General features: G+C 30.4%; 24 protein-coding genes and 1 pseudogene. 8 read left to right on the forward strand and 17 right to left on the reverse strand.

Annotated features, from left to right (window positions below):
* Positions 1-150: 150 nt before the first annotated feature.
* Positions 151-324: a hypothetical protein gene (locus tag FH144_RS09170; protein ID WP_107507706.1), complete on the reverse strand. Its 174-nt coding sequence runs from the start codon at positions 322-324 to the stop codon at positions 151-153.
* Between the two features lie 335 nt (positions 325-659).
* Here FH144_RS09170 and FH144_RS09175 point away from each other — a divergent pair, with 335 nt between their 5' ends.
* Positions 660-1,700 (forward strand): C45 family autoproteolytic acyltransferase/hydrolase, encoded by a 1,041-nt coding sequence (locus tag FH144_RS09175; RefSeq protein WP_242315303.1) that lies wholly within the window; start codon positions 660-662, stop codon positions 1,698-1,700.
* A gap of 89 nt (positions 1,701-1,789) precedes the next feature.
* Here FH144_RS09175 and FH144_RS09180 read toward each other — a convergent pair whose 3' ends face one another.
* The 3 genes from FH144_RS09180 to FH144_RS09190 all read right to left on the reverse strand — a co-directional run bounded on the left by FH144_RS09180 (position 1,790) and on the right by FH144_RS09190 (position 3,768).
* A complete protein-coding gene (locus tag FH144_RS09180; RefSeq protein WP_242315305.1) occupies positions 1,790-2,632 on the reverse strand; it encodes a DUF4097 family beta strand repeat-containing protein in 843 nt (280 codons plus the stop codon).
* Positions 2,629-3,186, reverse strand: a complete 558-nt coding sequence (locus tag FH144_RS09185) for an HAAS signaling domain-containing protein (protein ID WP_242315307.1) — start codon at positions 3,184-3,186, stop codon at positions 2,629-2,631. The genes FH144_RS09180 and FH144_RS09185 overlap by 4 nt, the downstream gene beginning before the upstream one ends.
* 96 nt (positions 3,187-3,282) lie before the next feature.
* Positions 3,283-3,768 carry a hypothetical protein gene (locus FH144_RS09190; protein ID WP_198612377.1) on the reverse strand — a complete coding sequence of 162 codons (486 nt, stop codon included), beginning with the start codon at positions 3,766-3,768 and terminating at the stop codon, positions 3,283-3,285.
* A gap of 214 nt (positions 3,769-3,982) precedes the next feature.
* Between FH144_RS09190 and FH144_RS09195 the strand changes: the two genes are divergently transcribed.
* On the forward strand, positions 3,983-4,543 hold the full coding sequence (locus tag FH144_RS09195; protein ID WP_242315308.1) for a thioredoxin family protein: 561 nt from the start codon (positions 3,983-3,985) through the stop codon (positions 4,541-4,543).
* A 125-nt stretch (positions 4,544-4,668) separates the two neighbouring features.
* Here FH144_RS09195 and pmtD read toward each other — a convergent pair whose 3' ends face one another.
* The 7 genes from pmtD to FH144_RS09230 all read right to left on the reverse strand — a co-directional run bounded on the left by pmtD (position 4,669) and on the right by FH144_RS09230 (position 8,842).
* Positions 4,669-5,397, reverse strand: coding sequence for a phenol-soluble modulin export ABC transporter permease subunit PmtD (gene pmtD, locus FH144_RS09200; RefSeq protein WP_242315310.1), 729 nt, complete (start codon positions 5,395-5,397; stop codon positions 4,669-4,671).
* Entirely contained in the window at positions 5,398-6,270 is an 873-nt protein-coding gene (gene pmtC, locus FH144_RS09205) for a phenol-soluble modulin export ABC transporter ATP-binding protein PmtC (RefSeq protein ID WP_107508288.1), read from the reverse strand.
* Positions 6,270-6,956: a phenol-soluble modulin export ABC transporter permease subunit PmtB gene (gene pmtB, locus FH144_RS09210; protein WP_242315313.1), complete on the reverse strand. Its 687-nt coding sequence runs from the start codon at positions 6,954-6,956 to the stop codon at positions 6,270-6,272. Before pmtB ends, pmtC begins: the two co-directional genes overlap by 1 nt.
* Entirely contained in the window at positions 6,953-7,852 is a 900-nt protein-coding gene (gene pmtA, locus FH144_RS09215; protein WP_242315315.1) for a phenol-soluble modulin export ABC transporter ATP-binding protein PmtA, read from the reverse strand. The genes pmtB and pmtA overlap by 4 nt, the downstream gene beginning before the upstream one ends.
* The gene (pmtR, locus tag FH144_RS09220) at positions 7,849-8,229 is read right to left on the reverse strand and encodes a PSM export ABC transporter transcriptional regulator PmtR (protein ID WP_107508285.1); all 381 of its coding nucleotides are present in this window, start codon (positions 8,227-8,229) and stop codon (positions 7,849-7,851) included. Before pmtR ends, pmtA begins: the two co-directional genes overlap by 4 nt.
* A gap of 163 nt (positions 8,230-8,392) precedes the next feature.
* A complete protein-coding gene (locus FH144_RS09225; protein ID WP_242315317.1) occupies positions 8,393-8,569 on the reverse strand; it encodes an SE1626 family protein in 177 nt (58 codons plus the stop codon).
* A 177-nt stretch (positions 8,570-8,746) separates the two neighbouring features.
* Positions 8,747-8,842: a Trp-rich small protein gene (locus tag FH144_RS09230; protein WP_242315319.1), complete on the reverse strand. Its 96-nt coding sequence runs from the start codon at positions 8,840-8,842 to the stop codon at positions 8,747-8,749.
* A 195-nt stretch (positions 8,843-9,037) separates the two neighbouring features.
* On the opposite strand from FH144_RS09230, the gene FH144_RS09235 reads away from it, so the two are divergent.
* Complete coding sequence (locus FH144_RS09235) at positions 9,038-10,324, forward strand: aminotransferase class I/II-fold pyridoxal phosphate-dependent enzyme (RefSeq protein ID WP_242315321.1); 1,287 nt, start codon at positions 9,038-9,040, stop codon at positions 10,322-10,324.
* 75 nt (positions 10,325-10,399) lie between these two features.
* On the opposite strand, the gene FH144_RS09240 is transcribed toward FH144_RS09235, so the two are convergent.
* From FH144_RS09240 to groES, 5 genes are all read right to left on the reverse strand, one after another.
* Positions 10,400-10,624 (reverse strand): hypothetical protein, encoded by a 225-nt coding sequence (locus FH144_RS09240; protein ID WP_242315331.1) that lies wholly within the window; start codon positions 10,622-10,624, stop codon positions 10,400-10,402.
* Positions 10,625-10,937: 313 nt separating this feature from the next.
* Positions 10,938-11,309, reverse strand: a complete 372-nt coding sequence (locus tag FH144_RS09245) for a DUF2992 family protein (RefSeq protein WP_242315384.1) — start codon at positions 11,307-11,309, stop codon at positions 10,938-10,940.
* A gap of 703 nt (positions 11,310-12,012) precedes the next feature.
* Complete coding sequence (locus FH144_RS09255) at positions 12,013-12,456, reverse strand: GNAT family N-acetyltransferase (RefSeq protein WP_242315333.1); 444 nt, start codon at positions 12,454-12,456, stop codon at positions 12,013-12,015.
* Positions 12,457-12,819: 363 nt separating this feature from the next.
* Positions 12,820-14,439 (reverse strand): chaperonin GroEL, encoded by a 1,620-nt coding sequence (gene groL / locus FH144_RS09260; protein ID WP_242315334.1) that lies wholly within the window; start codon positions 14,437-14,439, stop codon positions 12,820-12,822.
* Positions 14,440-14,488: 49 nt separating this feature from the next.
* Positions 14,489-14,776, reverse strand: a complete 288-nt coding sequence (gene groES / locus FH144_RS09265) for a co-chaperone GroES (RefSeq protein WP_242315336.1) — start codon at positions 14,774-14,776, stop codon at positions 14,489-14,491.
* A gap of 176 nt (positions 14,777-14,952) precedes the next feature.
* Between groES and mroQ the strand changes: the two genes are divergently transcribed.
* Positions 14,953-15,693: an intramembrane glutamic endopeptidase MroQ gene (gene mroQ / locus FH144_RS09270; RefSeq protein ID WP_242315338.1), complete on the forward strand. Its 741-nt coding sequence runs from the start codon at positions 14,953-14,955 to the stop codon at positions 15,691-15,693.
* A gap of 62 nt (positions 15,694-15,755) precedes the next feature.
* On the opposite strand, the gene FH144_RS09275 is transcribed toward mroQ, so the two are convergent.
* Positions 15,756-17,408 carry an SdrH family protein gene (locus FH144_RS09275; protein ID WP_242315340.1) on the reverse strand — a complete coding sequence of 551 codons (1,653 nt, stop codon included), beginning with the start codon at positions 17,406-17,408 and terminating at the stop codon, positions 15,756-15,758.
* A gap of 185 nt (positions 17,409-17,593) precedes the next feature.
* Between FH144_RS09275 and FH144_RS09280 the strand changes: the two are divergent.
* The 4 genes and pseudogenes from FH144_RS09280 (at position 17,594) to agrD (ending at position 20,584) form a co-directional block, all read left to right on the forward strand.
* A pseudogene (locus tag FH144_RS09280) lies at positions 17,594-18,217 on the forward strand (nitroreductase family protein).
* Between the two features lie 136 nt (positions 18,218-18,353).
* Complete coding sequence (locus tag FH144_RS09285; RefSeq protein WP_242315386.1) at positions 18,354-19,139, forward strand: carbon-nitrogen family hydrolase; 786 nt, start codon at positions 18,354-18,356, stop codon at positions 19,137-19,139.
* Between the two features lie 735 nt (positions 19,140-19,874).
* A complete protein-coding gene (locus FH144_RS09290; protein ID WP_107508275.1) occupies positions 19,875-20,441 on the forward strand; it encodes an accessory gene regulator AgrB in 567 nt (188 codons plus the stop codon).
* Between the two features lie 2 nt (positions 20,442-20,443).
* Complete coding sequence (gene agrD / locus FH144_RS09295) at positions 20,444-20,584, forward strand: cyclic lactone autoinducer peptide AgrD (protein WP_242315342.1); 141 nt, start codon at positions 20,444-20,446, stop codon at positions 20,582-20,584.
* Positions 20,585-20,595 lie beyond the last annotated feature (11 nt).

Genomic DNA, 20,595 nt, shown 5'->3' on the forward strand with positions numbered 1-20,595 from the left:
ATACCTCCATTAAGTTAATATCTTCATTTTATAAGACGATAGACACTTATGCCAATGATTCTTACTTTATACGTAATGTTATGTTAAATATGTTGATAAAATAAAAAACCAATAACCTCAATGAATGAAGTTACTGGCTTTTATCACTTATTATGCGTTATTGCTCTCGATATCAGATACAATTTCTTTTGTTTTTCTTTCGATATCTTCAAAGTCTTTTTTGAAGATGTAAGCAAATGCAACTACACCTACACCAACTACTAATGAAGTAATAGCTACAAAGCTTAATACGAATTTGCATAAACCTTTAATTAAATCCCACATTTACGTTTCACCTCTGAAATAGAAATAAGTATGTTTACAATATTATATATTATCATACTTACTGTTATGGTTAAATAGATACCTTTTTCATCTTTTTTATAAACATAAGTACATTTCTTATAAATTCACTATTTTAAACGATTTGCATGGTTAATATTTCAAGCCACCCACCAAGATTTAAACGTATTCAATACTTTTCTATAAGTACCACTAAACACAGTATCCCCTCCTTGTGTTTTTGGTTAATCTTGCTATCATGTTTAGTATAGTTATATCTTTAATTGAATTCAATTAACCTTATATTACAAATTATTAAATTTTCAGGAGGCCTTCTCATGCAACAAGTTAAATCAGATATTATGACTTTTCGAGGGTCACATTTCGATTTAGGAGTTAAAACTGCGCAATGGTTGAAACAAACTCCTTTATTAGAAAATCGTGAGCGAGAATGGAAAAAACGTATGCCTCGTTTTGATATAGATGTCGTAGAAACACACGCAATCTTCCAAACGTATGCACCAGAAATTTGGGAAGAATTGATGGGGATGCAAGAAGTCCTTAATTTACCTACCAAGCAAATGATATTAAACTTTGGACATTATCGCTTTACAGACCTAAAAGAAAGCGGATGTACTGTTTTTCAAGGTCAAGACTTTATGGTGCGTAATTATGACTATCATCCTGCGACTTATGATGGAAGATATTTATTGTTTCAACCTAATGACGGAGGGCTTGCTCAAATAGGACCTACTTCACGTGTAACTGGACGAATGGATGGTATGAATGAAGCTGGATTATCAATGGGTTATAATTTTATGCATCGTAAACATCCTGCTAATGGCTTTGTTTGTTATATGATTGGTCGTTTAGTTTTAGAATATTGTAAAGACGTTGATGAAGCCATCCGCTTTTTAAAAGAAATACCTCATAGAAGTTCATTCAGCTATATCTTAATGGATAAACATTTAAACCATGCTATCGTAGAAGTTACACCACGTTCTTTTGATGTAAGACATGATCATGTGTGTACCAATCACTTTGAATTATTAACGCATGAAAATCGTAACTATACTAAAGAATCTAAAGAGCGTCTCGAACGTGCAGTTAATCAAACTTCACAAGATTTAGATCAGTTCACAGCCTTTAAATTATTTAATGACCCGCAATATGAAATATATAGTAAACTATTTAGAAGTTGGTCAGGAACAATACACACTTCTATGTATGAACCTCAAAAATTAATTGCTTGGATGACTTTAGGCGAGAATCAAACCCCTACTGCAATCGACTTTAATGCTTGGCTTCAAGGTAAAGAACTTGAACTCACACAGTTCACAGGACAACTAGATACTGATTTAACATTCGCTAATTATTAAAAAGGAGCAGAACGACGAAAACTAATATAATCTCGAAGATTTCATCGTTCTGCCCCATCCTCTATTTTTCAAAATGAGTCGTGAGTTACTTATTTAATTATTATATCATCTTTAATAGTGTAAAACTCTATCACATTATCACTTTGACCTACTTTACCTTTTTCGAAATATTTATTATTAACTTTGGCTTTACCAGCGCCAGGATATAATTTTAATAACGTATTTTCAGGTTTGGTTTTATAGCTAAGATGAATACTTCCTTGTTTGATAGATGCTTTAATATCACTTTCTGAAGCCATATGTTTAAAATCAATAAAGCCTTTCTCGACTAAAAAGAGTGAATCTTTCACATTACTTTCATTCACTCGCATTTCAGAAACATTTCCTTTAAAACGACTATTTTTTATAATGCTATTATTTATATTTAAATTTGCCGTTTCATTATTAAAATTCACATTTTGTACTTTAGCATTTGAAATATTTAATGGTCCACTATCTTTCCTTATGTCAGCGTGTTTAAGCTTAATATCATGAATATTCAACCTACCCACACCAGAGTTTATATTTAAATTTTTAATTTTATCCTCAGGAATAGTAATACGAATATAATTTTTACTTTGATTAAATGGGTTAAGATTAAAGCTATATCCCCTCTTGGACGATCTTCTTTCAACAATTGACAATTTATCATTTTTAGCCTTAACTTTTAAATCATTGTTTCCATAAAATCTTACACGATAATCCTTACCTTTTGTAATCTCAATTTTTGAACTGAAACTATTAACATCGAGTTGAGTGATTCTTTCATCATCAAATTTTTTATTAAATTTAAACTTTTTATACACATCTTTCTCATGTACAAACCATACTAACGTGGCTGCTAAAAAGAAACCTATAAAAATGACTAATCCAACAATTATTATTTTCTTCATTGACGAATTCTTCCTTTAACTGTTTGGATATACCAAGACAAATATTTTAAAACTAATCTATATATATTCTGAGTCGTCTTTATAATCAGGACTAGCAATATAATACCGATGCCTGCATAAGAAATACTAAAAAGAATGTTACTAAATGAATTAGGAATGCCTCTCACTATACTTGATATTATAAGTAGCAATGGAAGACAGAGTAGAGATAGTGAAAATAGAAAAGCAAAAAACAATACAAATAAGAATATTAAAATTGGTATGATAATAAAGAAAAAAGAAATGGCGCCTAAACTTAAAGAAGCCATAATGGCTCTGATAATGTTACGTAAATTAGGCGTCACTTTCGCGTATGAAATTGCTTTTTTAGCTTTTGCTTCTTTACCAATAATGTGCGGTTCTTTTAGGTTAGATAATATCTCTTGTTCCGATTTACCTCTATTCTCTTGTTCGTAAAAATAATTTTCATAGTCATTCATTAATGTATCTTTTTCATCACGAGGCAATTGATCTAGTTCTAACTCAAGTTCATTTAAGAATGTAATCTTGTCCATTTTATTTCACGTACTTTCATCTTTGGTTTGTCGAAAAGAAACGATTCTATCTATATCAGTTATGTCTTTGCTTACTACCACTATGCGTAAAATAATTTAACGACTAAAGAATTCAATCCTTTTAATAATATTATCTTTATACAATATTGATAATTTCATATGGTGCTCTTTATCGATGTAGACAAGCGCATCATATCCTTTACCAACTTTGTCTTTACGATATTCATTACCTAAATAATTGATAGCCTTATTGATATGATCTCCAATTTTAACATCAAAGTTTGTATTAATATCACTATCTTTCACTAGGATAATACCTTTTACTGTATTATGTTTATTCTTTACTTTTACAGTTAAATTTTTATGATTTTCATCATTATAAAATTTATATCTATCTAACTTAATATGTTTATTAATTATGTATCCTTCGTTATTAAAGTCCTCATCTAGTTGTACATCATTTATTTTAATATCTGTGAGATCAACTGTTTTTTCATTTTTATAAATTGTTAAACTCATAACGACAATAAAAGAGATAATAGTAAAAATTGTAAATATTATCCATCTATTTTGAATGCGCAAACTTACCACCACTTTTGTCTTAATAAATTTAATATATCATATCCTATATCTTTGCTTCATCAATATTGTAATTTATAAATCTTACATATTTGTTATATATGAAGTAAATATGTTTTTAAACCTTTTGTATTCGCTTTTAATAAAAGTATTATAAATATCTATCACTTTGAAAACTTGTTATACTGATTAAAGTTAACTTAAGGAGGTTTTACTGATGATTAACCTAAAAACATACTTTAATCATAGTCAACCAATCGATGACTATATTGCTAATATGACTGTAAATAAAGATAATGTCTTACACATTTATGAAGCTTTTAATATGCCTTCAAATGATAAAAGAATTAAAGATTTAAAGGATGCTTCATATTCAAAAATCTTAGTAATTAGCGAAGACTGGTGTGGCGATGCAATGATGAATCTACCCATACTAAAACACATTAGCGAATATTTAAATCTTGAAGTGCGAGTTTTCCATAGAGATGAAGATACGCAACTAATTGATCAATATTTAACAAATGGAACTGCTCGTTCAATTCCTATCTTTATCTTTTTAAATGATAATTATGAAGAAGTTAAAGTATGGGGACCTAGAGCAGATGAAGCTCAAAAATTTGTGTCTGAATTAAGAGCACAACATTTTCCAGATAAAGATGCTCCAGATTATGAAACTAAGGAAAAAGAAGTTCATCATGAAATAGCCTCAAAATATAAAACAGATTCTGAATTATGGCGCCATGTGTATGACTCTATTGTTAATAAATTATCAAGTTAATAGGTAGTAAGAAGGAGCGAGACTGAAATCGTATGTAATTTCAAAAATCTTATCGTTCCACTTCGTTAAAGTTATCTAAATTAAAACTGGGACATTTTTTATTAATGTCCCAGTTCTTTTTAGGCTTAAATATCTCTTTTAGCAGCGTATAACAGATTAGCAATAAATAATACTACAATTGAAGCAATTGAGATGAACCATTGCCAATTTGTAAATTTAATATTGTCTGTTGATGATTTCTCAGTTAAATAACTGAATGGGATATACTTAAGTGATTTTTGAATATCGTCTCCCCATTCTGGAATTAAACCGATAAATGGTTGTATGAATGGCACGATGAATACTAAGAATATACCTAATGTGAAAATAACTGCTGGTTTTTGAACGATTAATGTAATTAAAAATAACAATAATCCAAAGAACAGTAAAAAGATTAGGTAGAACCAAATATTAGTTAAAAACTTATCACCATCTATATTTTTACCATCAGTAAATGATTGAATAATTATCATATTGATATAAGTAATGAACGTAAAAATAAATGAAATTAAAATAATTGAAATTGTTTTAGCTATCACATAGCCTATTCTACTTTTCAATTTGTTCATATACAGTTGGATTGTACCTTGAGAATAGTCACGAGTAATAGTTTTAATAACTACGAGTAATCCAAAGAATAGAAACATCCAATTGGCCATTGGTAAAATCATTGAATAATCTACTTTATCACTATTACGTACAAATAAAACTGTCATGCCAGCGAGTAAACCCCAGATAATAATTAAAGCAATATATGTTAAGTAACTTTTAAAGAGACTAATAATATCATATTTTACTAATTGTAAATTCCTCATTTATTTGTCACCTCTTTGATTAATATTAAAGTAAGTATCACGAAGCGAACTTTTACGTGTTTCAAGATATTTAGGATAGATATCTTTTTGCGCAAGTGCTTTGATTAACGCTTGATAATCTTGTTGAGCTTTAATCATTATTTCGCCACTATTTTTGTGAGATTGTAGTACATTAAAGTGCTCTGTTAAGTATTCAAGTGCTACATTAAAGTCTTCTGTATCTACTTTAACTGACGTATAATCTTGTGCGCCGCCGTCTTTCATATTCACATCTTGCACAAAGTTGCCATCTCTTAAGAACACAGCTCTGTCGCAAATCAATTCAATATCCTCAAGTTTATGACTGGAAATTAAGATTTTCATTCCTAATTCATTTACTAATGATTGAATAGTTTCTAATACGTCAATTGAACCATCTGGGTCCATTCCATTTGTTGGTTCATCTAAAATTAAGTACTTAGGTTTATTCATTAGTGAAACTGCAATTGCTAACTTTTGTTTCATACCCATTGAATATTTTTTAACCTTTTTCTTAATATATGGTCTCATGCCAAATGCATCTATAATTTTATCTGCATATTGTTTATCAAAACCATCGCCTAATACTTGCGCAAATAGTCTCAAATTATATAGGCCTGTTTTATTATCATATAACTTTGGATGTTCAATTAAATAACCTACATTTTCATTATCGTTAAGTTGAACTTTTCCTTTAAAATTAATAATATTTCCATTCATTACTTTCATTAAAGTTGTTTTACCAACTCCATTTTTTCCTATTAAACCTACGATTTGGCTTTCTCCAAAATCGAAATTGATATTATCTAAAACATTGTTAGTGCCATATGTTTTAGTGATGTTTTCTAATTTCATCAAAACCCTCCTTCAGTGTTATGAGTATGTTTTTTAATACGTTTTAATTGAATCAAGTAATTGATAGCCATCCAACCGGCGCTAAGGATAAGCACTCCATAATTTAGATACACCATGAATAGGTTACTATTAAATTCATTTTTAAAGACTAATGAATTGATGGCTGAAAAGATAATCATTACTGCAAATGGAATAACTAACATCATTAATATGATGTAAGCTGTATAAGATATGTATTCACGCTTTTTCTCAGTATTTTTATTAAAAGCGATTGGAATACTTAGGAAGTGAACTGCTATAAACGAAATCATCGTTGAATAACGTAAGGAATTAACTTCCACATTTGCCGCTTGGAAATTGTATAAACCGATGATAATTGCACCGATTAATGTAAGTACAATACATGAGATATAATTTGCGTTTAACATATCTTTTTTTGATACTGGCAAACTTTCATAGAACAGATATGAAGTTTTGCCCCCGAGTCTTCTGTTTATTCTAAATAAATGACCTGAGTCGAGTATGCTAATTAACATTAATGTAATAGCTATCGGCGTATAAAAAAGAAATTTTAATTCAAGCTTAGATAACACCATGACATATAGTGGATATATTACAAGTAAAATAAGGTACAAAGCGATTGTCCAACTACGTAATTTAAGATTTCTAATTAACAGTTGTTTCATTGTTTCAACTCACTTTGATGCCCATCTTTATTGATGTTACTATTATCTGATTTCTCTAGAAAAATCATTAATTCTTCAATACTTGGGTGTTTTATATCCACTTGCGATCCAAATAATTCTTTAAAGACCTGTGCATGTTGCGTAAAGCCTAAATATCCAGTTGTCTTTTCTTCTTTATATAGCAATAACTCGTTTAGTTCCTCGTCTAAATCTTTAGAATCACCACGAATAATAAAATGTTCTTCTTGCAATTGGTTACGATATCCTTGTAATTTAACTTCACCATCTTTTAAATAGACTAGATAATCAGCAATTTTTTCTAAATCTGAAATAATATGTGTCGAAATAAATACTGTTTTATTTTCATCGATTAGTTCTGCTTGAAGAATCTCTAGAACTTCATTTCTTACTATTGGATCTAGCCCTGCAGTAGGTTCATCAAAGATAAACAACTCTGCATGATGACTTAGCGCTAATGCTAACGATAGCTTCATCTTCATCCCCGTAGAAAAGTGTTTTATCTTAGTTTTATACGGTAAATTAAATTTAGTTAAATAATGTTGAAATAATGAAGCATCCCACTCGCTATAAAAAGGTGATATTATATTTTCAAGTTTTTTTATTGTCCATTGCTGGTTAAAATAAATTTCAGAATAAACAAAACCTATTTTGTTCTTAATTAGTTGGGGAACTTGAGACATTTTCTTCCCTAAAACTGTTATTTCACCGCTATCACTTGCTAATAAATCCATGATTAAGCGTATAACTGTTGTTTTACCTGCCCCATTTCCACCAATAAAGCCTGTCACAAAACCTTGAGGGACACTGAAGGATACATCTTTTAATGAAAATGTCTTATTATGATAATTAACATTTTTTAATTCGATGGCGTTCATTCTTCTTCCTCCTCATAAATTAAAGTAAGTATTTCCTTTAATTCTTTAAGAGGCATCCCTATAGTTTTAGCTTCTTTAGTAATAGACCGAGCTAAATTCTCAATGACGAAGAATTGTTTTTCTTTTAAGATTGAACTATCTTGCTCTTTAACAAATGTTCCTTTACCGCGAATCGTTGTAACGAAGCCTTCCTTCTCTAAATCTTCGTAAGCACGTTTAGTAGTAATTAAACTTACTCGCAAATCTTTAGCTAATTCCCTCATTGAAGGTAAATGACTTCCCGCTTCAACATAACCTTTTAAAATATTCTCTTTAATTTGTTGTTTAATCTGTTCATATATAGGTCGTTCGCTGCTGTTTTTCAAGATTATCTTCATCGCTGTCCCCCTTCATCAACTGTATATAAACAATATATACACTATATACAGATTTGTAAAGTATTATTACTAAAAATTATGTATATCATAGTTATCATTCCATTTTCTCTATAAGAAAAGACTCTTTAAAAGTGTTCACACTTAAAAAGAGTCTATTAAATAATCATTTTTTATTTTTTCTTCTATCGTTACTTCTATTTATAAATGCACATATCATAAACATAATCGCAGCTAATAATAATTTTACGCCTTGATTCTCATGTCCGGTAGCTTGTAAATAATAACCTACTATAAATAAAATAATTGCTAACCCAACAAAGATCTTTGTTAAATGCTTCATCAATTTCAGTCACCTCAATATCATTATTATAACAAATGAACTATCTTGTATGTATACTTCATCTATTTATTAGAAATTGAAATTTATTGCGCTTATGTTAAAATTGAGATATCCACAGATTACATTACACAACCCCTAACTTGCAGCACCAAGTTAGGGGTTTTAGTGTAAGGTCATCTAATTATCTTTCCACTTTGTTTCTAACCAAATTCGAAAAATAACTAGTATGCCTCCAGTAATTAGTGTCATCATACCATCCAAAACCCACGACATTACACTACACCTCCACAAAGTAAAGTGTCATATCTCTCGATGACCTGTTTCAATTTTAACATAAAAAGCGAACAAATGTTCGGTTTTAAAAGAAAATAATCTTCTCATCCAGGCATCTCATACAAGAACGCTTTATCTTTAGTTCAAATCAAGATATTATAATATTGTATATTAAATTAAAGTGAGGTTATCAATATGAATCCTTTAGCACAAAACTTAAATGATCAACTCGTAGACGCGCGTCCTGAAATCTTAAGTATGCTATCAAGCTTAGGACAAGCAATGTATTATCCTAAAGGCATCTTATCTCAATCAGCTGAAGCCAAATCAACAAAATATAACGCTACAATCGGTATGGCTACATATAAAGACAAAAAAATGTATGCTGATGCTTTATATGGTGTTTATAATCACCTTTCTCCAGATGAAGTCTTTCCATATGCTCCACCTCAAGGCATAGAAGGCTTAAGAGATTTATGGCAACAAAAAATGTTAAAAGAAAATCCTGATTTATCTAAAGAATCAATTAGTCGCCCAATTGTTACTAATGCCTTAACTCATGGCCTTTCATTAGTGGCTGATTTATTTATTGAAAATGGAGATACTCTATTATTACCAGCACACAATTGGGGCAACTATAAATTAATCTTTAATACTCGCCATTCTGCAAATATTGAAACATACTCAATTTTTGATCATGAAGGTCATTACACTACAAATTCTTTAGTTTCTACATTGAAAAATTATAATCAAGATAAAGTTACTTTAATTTTAAATTATCCTAATAATCCAACAGGCTATACACCTACTAGTGAAAAGGTTGCTACAATTGTGTCAGCCATTGAGGAATTAGCTAATAAAGGTACTAAAGTTATCACAGTAGTAGACGATGCTTACTATGGTTTATTCTATGAAGATGTCTATAAACAATCCATTTTCACAGCAATTAATAATCTTAATAATAACAACATCTTACCTATCCGTTTAGACGGTGCGACAAAAGAATTCTTTGCTTGGGGATTACGTGTTGGATTTATTACATTTGGTGTAAATAATGAAACTGCTAAAGACGTATTGGAAGCTAAAGTTAAAGGGCTTATCAGAAGTAATATTTCAAGCGGTCCTATGCCTTCTCAAAGCGCAATTAAATATGTTCTTGAAAATCATGAACAATTTGATAAAGAAATTCAACATAATATTGATACATTGCATGAACGCTACAAAGTCACTAAAGACGTGGTTTATGATGATAAATACAAAGACCACTGGCAAGCTTACGACTTCAACTCAGGCTATTTCATGGCTATTAAAGTAAAAGGTGTAAACCCTGAAGAGTTACGTGAGCACTTAATTAATAAATATTCAATTGGTGTGATTGCGTTAAACGATACAGATATTCGTATTGCATTTAGTTGCGTTGAAAAAGATGACATTCCACATGTATTCGATTCAATCGCACAAGCCATCGATGATCTAAAATAATATTATATAATATATAAATATGCATCCGAAAAGTGAGACGGAAGTCGCCTTTCGGATGCTTTTTACTGTTTAAAATTAATTATTTCTTTTCACTAAAAAATTCAGTATTAACCATATTACTTGAATCAAAAATGGTACGCTAAATAATCCAATTAATAACCATATAAATGCCATAGATTCCCTGTGTGTAGCAGTAATTAAACCATTATTTAAAGAATATATTATTATAGCTAAAAGTAATATAAGCCAAAATACAGTTATCCCCCACCAAAGTATCCATGATAACTTCGATAACTTCATTTAACCATCTCCTTTTATTACTACCATATCATTTAAACAAGAATCATGATCGCATAAAAAACGTTTCCCACGAGTTTAATTTACTCATGAGAAACGTCTTATAAAAATTAATTAAAATGTTTTTTATAAAATCTGTTACAGTTTCAATAGCTTTATTACAACTTTCACAGAATTATGTTACTTATATAACAAAGCTTTTAAAGCTAGATTTTGACTTTAAATCATATCATTATTTTAAGTTTTTATATTCTATTAATACATAATAATATTATTGTTTTTAAGCGTGCATACACTCATCAATGAATTTAAAACATTAATGTCCTTTATGCTTTTCTTTAGCTTTATTTTTCTTAATTTGTCTCTTTCTCTCTTTAATTAAATCTCTATTCGCCTTACCTTTCTTCTTAGATTGTTTTTTATTTAATTTTTGCTCTTCTTTTATAGCTATTTGAGCTTTAGTAAAATCTTTTTTCATTTTTTGTTCTTTTGCTACTTTTCTTTGTAACCTTTTCGGGTTAATTTTTCGTTTTTTCTCTTTAGTTCTTACACTTGTTTGCGTATTGTCGATTATTACTAATAAATAATTCTCGATAAAATAAAAGATTTCTTCCTCATTTGATTCTGAACCAAAGGTAAACTTTGCAAATTTAGATTTATTTCCTACTTTGTATTCAACTAACCCAATAAAGAATTAACCATCATGAAATATAGATAGCTCCATGCTATCCCTCCTCTTAAATATTTCAGAAATGAGGGACGACCTGAGGAGGAAGGTTACTGACAGATACCTCTATCTGTATTGGGACTACCAACCCAATTGTGTTTTTACATTTCTATAACTAGTTTAAAATAAATAGTAAAAATTTCAATAGTATAATCAATCTACTTACACTATGTAACCACTAATTTCATATCCGTCCATTGGATTTTTTCCATTTCAGTAAACTTAATATTTTTATAAACTTTAACATTATATTTCATATAGATAATGATTCTATCTTTTTATTCATTATAATATTTTTTCATCTAGTTTTACTTTTAAGTACGCACTACCTATTATGATTACTATACTAATAACTATATAAACTTTTTTACCTTTCAAACGTTCATTCCTCTGATATGAATTAATAGCTAAGTTTTATAATAAAAATAACATATATCAAAAATTTTCTACTACATCTTTTAAATAGTCTTATGGTAAAACATATGAGTATGAATTTGCATTTTATTAAATAATACAAAAAACGTTTCCCACGAGTTTAATTTATTCATGAGAAACGTCTTATAAAAATTATTTAAAAGATTTTAAGTCAACAAACCTATATTACATCATACCTAGCCATATATCATTGTGAAAACGAATTTACATAGACATATGTGTGCAAACTTTATAAATTTTTTGTAAATCCAACTGTAGTATTATAATAACCACTATTATTATATAAATTGTGAGCCGCTAATCTCTCTTTTCTATCACCGCTATTAAGTGTTATAACTTTGCAATTTAATTGTTTAGAAAAATTTTCGGATTCACGTAATAATTTATTGCCGAGACCTAGACCTCTATAATTAGAATTTATAACAAACGCAAGTACTCTCATATACTTTCCATTTCTTTCATAAAACAACATTTTACACATACCAGATAAGCCAATAATTTTATTGTTTTTAATTAATAATAGTAAATAATAATCTTTATGGTTATGTATTTCAGTTAGTCTCTCTATCAATTCATTTCTATTTGGTGAATATCCCAAATCTTTAAATAATTCACTCAACTCATCTAACTTTTCAAAATCGTCTTCATTAAATAATCTAGTATATACACTCATTAAATATTTTTACCCCTTATCTGTATCCTATGTACTTTTCTTTTTATAATATTTTTCTTTTTCATCAAGTTTTACTTTTAAGTACGCACTACCTAATACGATTACTATACTAAAAACTATAATAACTATATAAACTTTTTTCTATTCAAAACGTTCATTTCTCTGATGTGAATTAATAGTTAAGCTTTATAATAAAATAACATATATCAAAAATTTTCTTCTACATCTTTTAAATGGTCTTATGGTAAAACATATGAGTTCACATTTTTTTAAATAATAAAAAAACGTTTCCCACGAGTTTAATTTACTCATGAGAAACGTCTTAAAAAATGATTTTAAAGGTTTTAGGTCAATGTCCCTATATTACATCATACCAGGCATGCCGCCCATACCTGGTTTATCATTGCTATCAGGTTCTGGGATATTAGCAACTACTGCTTCAGTTGTTAAGAACATTGCAGCTACACTTGCCGCATGTTGTAATGCTGAGCGTGTTACTTTAGTAGGGTCTACAATACCTTCTTCAAGCATATTGACCCATTCATTTGTTGCTGCGTTGAAACCTACACCTGCATCTGCATTTTTAAGTCTTTCAACAATAACTGAACCTTCAAGTCCAGCATTTTCAGCAATTTGGCGAACTGGTGCAGATAACGCTTTAAGCACGATATTTACGCCAGTAGCAACATCGCCTTCTGCATCGATGTCATTCACTTTATTATAGATATTAACTAGTGCTGTACCACCACCTGCTACAATACCTTCTTCTACTGCAGCACGTGTTGAGTTTAATGCGTCTTCAATACGTAATTTACGTTCTTTCAATTCTGTTTCTGATGCTGCGCCAACTTTAATTACCGCTACACCGCCAGCTAATTTAGCTAAACGCTCTTGTAATTTTTCTCTATCGAAGTCTGAATCAGTTTCTTCAATTTGAGATTTGATTTGGCTTACACGAGCATCGATACTGTTATCATCGCCATCACCATCAACTACTGTAGTGTTGTCTTTAGTAACTTCAACTTTATTTGCACTACCAAGCATATCAAGAGACGCATCTTTTAATTCTAATCCTAAGTCATTCGTAATTACAGTCGCACCTGTTAAGATAGCTAAATCTTCTAACATTGCTTTACGACGGTCACCAAAGCCAGGAGCTTTAACTGCAACTGCTGTAAATGTGCCACGCATACGGTTTAAGACGATATTAGTTAACGCATCGCCTTCAACTTCATCTGCCACAATTAAGATTGGACGACTAGATTGAACGACTTGTTCTAATAAAGGTAAGATATCTTGAAATGAAGAAATTTTCTTATCAGTCACTAAGATATAAGGTCTTTCTAACTCAGCAATCATTTTATCTGAATCAGTAACCATATATGGAGATTGGTAACCTCTATCAAATTGCATACCTTCTACAACTTCTAATTCAGTATCTAAACCATTAGATTCTTCAATAGTAATAACACCGTCATTACCAACTTTATCCATTGCTTCTGAAATGTATTTACCGATTTCTTCATCCGCTGCAGAAATAGCACCTACTTGCGCAATTTCATTTTTATTTTCAACTTTTTGAGAAATATCATTTAATGCTTCAACAGCTACTCTTACTGCTTTATCAATACCTTGACGTAAACCTACAGGGTTCGCACCACTTGTTACGTTTTTTAGACCTTCTTGAATCATAGCTTGAGCTAATACAGTAGCTGTAGTTGTACCGTCACCGGCAATTTCATTTGTTTTATTAGCCACTTCTTGAACTAATTTCGCACCCATATTTTCATATGGATCTTCTAATTCGATTTCTTTAGCGATTGTTACACCGTCATTAGTAATTAAAGGCGCTACGTATTCTTTGTCTAAGACAACATTACGTCCTTTAGGTCCAATTGTTACTTTCACAGCATTCGCTAATTTATCTACCCCGCGTAACATTGCTTGACGCGCATCTTCTGAAAATTTAAGATCTTTAGCCATTCATTTTACCTCCATTATTGCTTAAAATTTTTCAATATCGTTTTATATTTTATTTTTCAATGATTGCTAGTAAATCATCTGCGTTTAGAATTAAATGTGTTTCATCGCCACGTTTTACTTCAGTACCAGCATATTCTTGGAATACAACTGTGTCGCCTTCTTTAACCTCTGGAGCAACTTTTTCACCATTATCTAAAAGGCGTCCTGAACCTATGGCCACGACTACACCTTCATTTGACTTTTCTTTTGCGCTATCAGTTAATACGATTCCACTTTTAGTTGTTTGTTCTTGTTCTTTTCTTTCGATAATCACACGATTTCCTAATGGTTTAAGCATGATTGTTCCTCCTTAACGGGTCATTTTTAGCACTTAAATATCACAAGTGCTAATCTATCATTTATATTAATCAAAGTTGGTCAATATTTCAAGCGATATGATTCTATTATACTTTGTATATAACTTAAATTTACGATAAACTAATTGAAGTTGAAATTCTAATTTGGAGGTTACAAATGGCACGAATTTGGGTAGCAAGTTTAACATTAGTTATATACGCATTAGCACAATTTTTACCCCTGATGTTACAACAAACCCCGCTTTTTAGTGATTTATCAGGAATGGCGTTAGCCAAAGCTAATATATATACACAAGTCATACTCTTTATCATAGCTGCAATTTTAATCATTTGGTTAAATTTAATTATTAAGAATCCAACTTCTCTTGAAAAAGGATTCAAAGAACCTAAGCGCTATATCATGCCTTGGGCGTTGTTAGGGTTTGTGATAGTGATGGTCTATCAGATTATGGCCGGTGTCATTAACATGTGGATTTTCGGTCAACCACAACAAAGTCCAAATACTCAAAAAATCATGGCTATCGCAAGACAACTACCTATTTTTATACTTCTTATTTCTTGTGTAGGTCCAATACTTGAAGAATATGTCTTCAGAAAAGTTTTATTTGGTGAAATATATAATAAAATCAAAGGTAATAGAATTGTTGCTTTCTTAATAGCTTCTATTATAAGTTCACTACTTTTCGCACTCGCACATGATGATATGAAATTCCTCCTTATCTACTTTGGAATGGGAATGTTATTCTCACTAGCATATGTATTAACAAAACGTATCGCAGTACCTATCTTCATACATATGTTCCAAAATGGCCTTGTCGTTATCATGCAGTATTTCTTTGGAGACACATTAAAAAATTTACAAGAACAAACTAATTTTATTTTTCATCTTCTATTTTAAGTCACATAAATACGCATCTTATCTGCCCTATCCTTTAACAGCAGATTGAGATGCGTTATTTATTATGTGGATTTTTTAAAACGTTTATAAAGATAAGCTCCTGTGACACCAGCAAAGATAATTATAATAGAAGTAATCAATGCGATATTAATATTCTTATATTTATCATTATTATTATTTGCAGACTCTTTATCATCCTCATTTGAATCAATGATTTTATCTTGATCATGACTATGAATATCCGCTTCTTCATCGGATTTTTTATCGCTCGGTTTTTTCAAGTCTGGCATAGAACCTATTTCACCAGTAATCAGTGCTAGCACTTGTTCATCTAAATTTTTATAATAGTTCTTAGCATTTAAAGGATTAAAGTATTCAAATCTAAAATAGTTAGAATCTCTTTGTAGCGAATTTAAATATTCATTATTAAAAGACTGTTTTCTAAACAATCTATAGAAGTCTTGATCAGTTACATATTCCTCATTATTACCTAAACGATTGATTTGATTAATAATAAATGGATTATATTTATATGAACCTGTGGCTAAACTTTGAAATCTATTCAACAATGTAGCGGTAGAATTATCATTTCTGCCTCTGTAATTAACGTTACCATTGTCATCATAATTATTATTGTTAGCATGTGAATACCCATTAGATAAATCATCACCGTAATGCCATTGATGACGATTTGAGCTATTCATTGAAAAATCATTCTTGTCATTGTGTTGATTAGTATTATTTTGACTGCCATTGTGATAATGAGGATAAACATGATGAATAACTGAATCAGTCACATTATTATGTTGTTCATTGTAGCCATTCTGAACATTCTTATGTGATTGCTTAGTTCCGGATGTTTGTGAATGATTGACGTTTGAGTGATTTCCTTGAGAACCATTATTCGTATTTGAGTTATTATTATTTGAAGTGTGAGAACCATGCTGATTATCAGTACGATGTTCAGTATTCCCATTCGACGTATTTGAACCATTATTTTTACCTGATGAATTGCCATTATGCTTAGGTGGTTGATGAGAATTATTAGAATTCGAATGGTTATCGCCTTTGCTTGGCTCTTCCTTACTTGGTTCTTCCTTGCTTGGTTCCTCTTTACTTGGCTCTTCTTTACTTGGCTCTTCTTTACTTGGCTCTTCTTTACTTGGCTCTTCTTTACTTGGTTCTTCTTTACTTGGTTCTTCTTTACTTGGCTCTTCTTTACTTGGTTCTTCTTTGCTTGGCTCTTCCTTACTTGGTTCTTCTTTACTTGATGCCTCTTCACTAGAGGTATTGTCTTCTGTACTACTATTATCAGTGTTTCCTTGAGGCTTCTCATCTTTGCTTACATCAGTAGTTGTGTCTGGATTATTATCTTGAGTACTATCTTCTTTTTGATTAATTGTACCCGCTTGTTGAGAGCTAGGTTCTTTATTTCCATTTGTATCGCCTTCTTGTTGAGAAGAACTGTCTGGAGAGAGTTGACTCTCGTTATCAATAGAATTACTTGGTTCATTAGTATTTTGAGCATTTTCAGATTCATTCATTGAATCATCATTAGACGCTTTAGAAGTATCAGATTGATTACTTTGATTAGCTTCTTGGTCTTTAACATGCGTGTTTGCCTTGTCAGTAGATTCTTCTGCATAACCTTGGTGACCAATCAAAGTTGTCCCAATCGCTAAAGCGATACTAGTATGCGCTATTTTCTTTTTCATCAATCTTCACCTCCTCATGTCTCTTATCAATTCTAGTATAAAGAATAAAATTAAAGAATGCATTCATATACACTGAATGAAAAAGAATATTAATATTTTTGACATTTTTTGTTATATAATATTTTACTTATTTCGGTATAATATTTATACTTAGAGTGTATCTTAAAACAAAGGAGACAGATATTATGGGTTTATTTAACAAAGAAAATACAAAACCATTTTTAAAAGAAGTAGAAAACAGACGTACGATTTATAATACTGAAACAACAATTTCTATTAAAGATCAAGAACTAGAGGAAATTATTGAATAAGTGGTAAAATTCACACCTTCAGCATTTAACTCACAATCAACACGTATTGTTTTACTATTAAATGATCAACACAATAAATTCTGGGATAACACTAAAGTTGCATTAAAAAATAAAATGGGAGCAGATCGTGATTTTGCGCCTACAGAACAACGTATTGATGGATTTAAACATTCTTACGGTACAATTCTTTATTTCGAAGATAAAGATGTTATTAAATCATTAGAAGAAAAAATGCCAAACTATGCAGATTACTTTGAATCATGGTCAGTTCAAGCGAATGCAATGCACCAATTCGCAATTTGGATGGCATTAAGTTCAAAAGGTATTGGCGCTTCATTACAACATTATAATCCATTAGTTGATGAAGTTACTGCAAGAGAATTTGATATTCCATCTTCATGGAAATTAATCGCTCAAATGCCATTTGGTGATATTCGCGAACAAGCTGGCGAAAAAGAAATACAACCTACTGAAGATCGTATTATTATTAGAAAATAATCGTTTCTTCTCTAATAACAGTCTGGGACATGTCATTGTCCTGGACTGTTTTATTATGTAAAAAATATCTCAATTTTTGATTTTCAAAGCTTCCTTTAGTAAATTAGAATTAATCTAGCAATGAGGGGCGATAATGATGAAGATTCAAGTATTTCAGTTTTGTGTGGAATATGGTGATGTAGAAAAAAATGAACAAAAAATAAAAAATTGGTTCGATAAAGAACTAAATCCTGAAACTGAAGTTGTGGTTTTACCAGAAATGTGGAATAACGGTTATGCATTAGATCAACTAACTGATAAAGCAGATAAAGAATTAAGCCGTAGCTTCCCTTTTATTCAAGATTTAGCTCAAAAGCATAACGTAGATATTGTAGCTGGGTCAGTATCAAATAGTCGAAACGGTAAAATTTATAATACTGCCTTTACTGTATCGAATGAAGGTCATCGAATCAGTAAATACGATAAAGTTCATCTCGTGCCTATGTTAAATGAACCGACATATTTAGAAGATGGCAAAGCAGTGCCAGAACCTTTTACATTGTCTTCAGGCGTTTCCGTAACACAAATTATTTGTTATGATTTACGTTTTCCAGAGTTATTAAGATATCCTGCTAGAAAAGGCGCACAAATTGGGTTTTATGTAGCACAATGGCCTACTGCACGTTTAAATCATTGGAGAGTGTTGTTACAAGCTAGAGCTATTGAAAATGATATGTTTATTGTAGCTTGTAATGGTACAGGTAATGATGGAAACACTGATTATGCCGGCCATTCAATGATTATTAATCCTAATGGAGGTATCTTGGCAGAACTAGGACAGGAAGAAGATAGCATTTATGCCGAACTTGACTTAAATGAAGTAGACACTCAAAGAAAGAATATTCCAGTCTTTGAAAATTTAAAACTAGAGATGTATAAATAAGAATCGGTCAACTTAAAAAGTCGTGAGTTTGGGAGGGACTCACGACTTCAACTTGTTATTAAGGGAATGTTTTTACAGTTAATTATAACTTTTGGGGATGTTATTAATTATGAAAATTGTTCATTTCAGTAAATACTTAAATTTACGATAGCTCACACTTTGAAAACAACTAACTTCTATATTTAATAATAGCTAAGTTAATTATCTTCCACTGAGTTTAAAACTTCAGCGAACGTTTACACATATTCATTAATAAGTTGGGAGGGCTTATTAATGAATGTAATCTACTACACGAAGAAAACAAAGTTAAATGAATACTTTACAATGAAATTTACAATATCGACAATGCGCATTAAAACATTATCGATAACGAAGCATTAACTAAAGTTCATCAACACTCCTTCCAACTACAAGCAAAGGTTAGCATGATTTTGCAACTACAAACAAAACCACTTAAAACCCTTACCAAAACAAAAAATAATAATTTTAAAGACTAAGATTATTAAGTTTTTATCACATCTATGTGATATAAGTTTATTAAATCATATGTTTCATTTTATTTTTTAATTATTTCTCAACTTACAATTTTTCCTGCTAAATTGTAAGTTTTTATATGTTAAAATATTACATATAAATTATTTTCGACAGTTAAGTATTTTTTTCAAACAGTTACGCATTAGTCCCCAGACTGGTTGCACTAAATTGTATAATAGCTACAAGGAGAGTGGCACGATATTGAAAGCAATTGATAAAAAGATTGAGCAATTTGCAAATTACTTACAAAAGAGAAACAACCTTGATCACATTCAATTTTTAAAAGTGCGTTTAGGGTTACAAGTCGCGGTAAGTAATATTGCAAAAACAATTGTAACTTATGGTGCTGCGCTCATATTCCACACATTTCTATACACTCTTATAACACATGTTTGTTACTTTTTAGTTAGACACTATGCACATGGGGCTCATGCGAAATCATCGCTGCTATGTCATATTCAAAATTTAATTTTGTTTGTTGCATTACCAGCAATGGTTGCCTTTTTTCAAGTAAATGTGGGTATAATGTATACGGTTGCATTACTAGGGTTGGTACTTATAGTGATATTGGCGCCAAGCGCTACTAAAAAACAACCGATACCTCCCCCTTTAGTAAAACGAAAAAAGGTTTTAGCAATCATTCTTACAGTAATTTTGATAATTATTTCTTTTGTAGTACCAGAACCATTTAAACAATTAATTTTATTAGGAGTAACTCTTGAAAGTATTACTCTACTACCAATCTTTTTTCCTGAGGAGGATAAATAATTATGATGTTTTTTGCTGATTTATTTTTCAAATTTTTCACTGCTATTTTAGAAACTCTTGGTAATGTTGCTGCTTACAAACCATGCTTTGGTTATTTTGATGAAGCTGAAGTGCCAGAAGAATTAACTAACTTAAAAAGATAATATTCGTTAGA

The sequence above is a fragment of the Staphylococcus sp. acrmy genome (assembly GCF_022690565.1).
In the GTDB taxonomy this organism is placed as follows: domain Bacteria; phylum Bacillota; class Bacilli; order Staphylococcales; family Staphylococcaceae; genus Staphylococcus; species Staphylococcus caledonicus.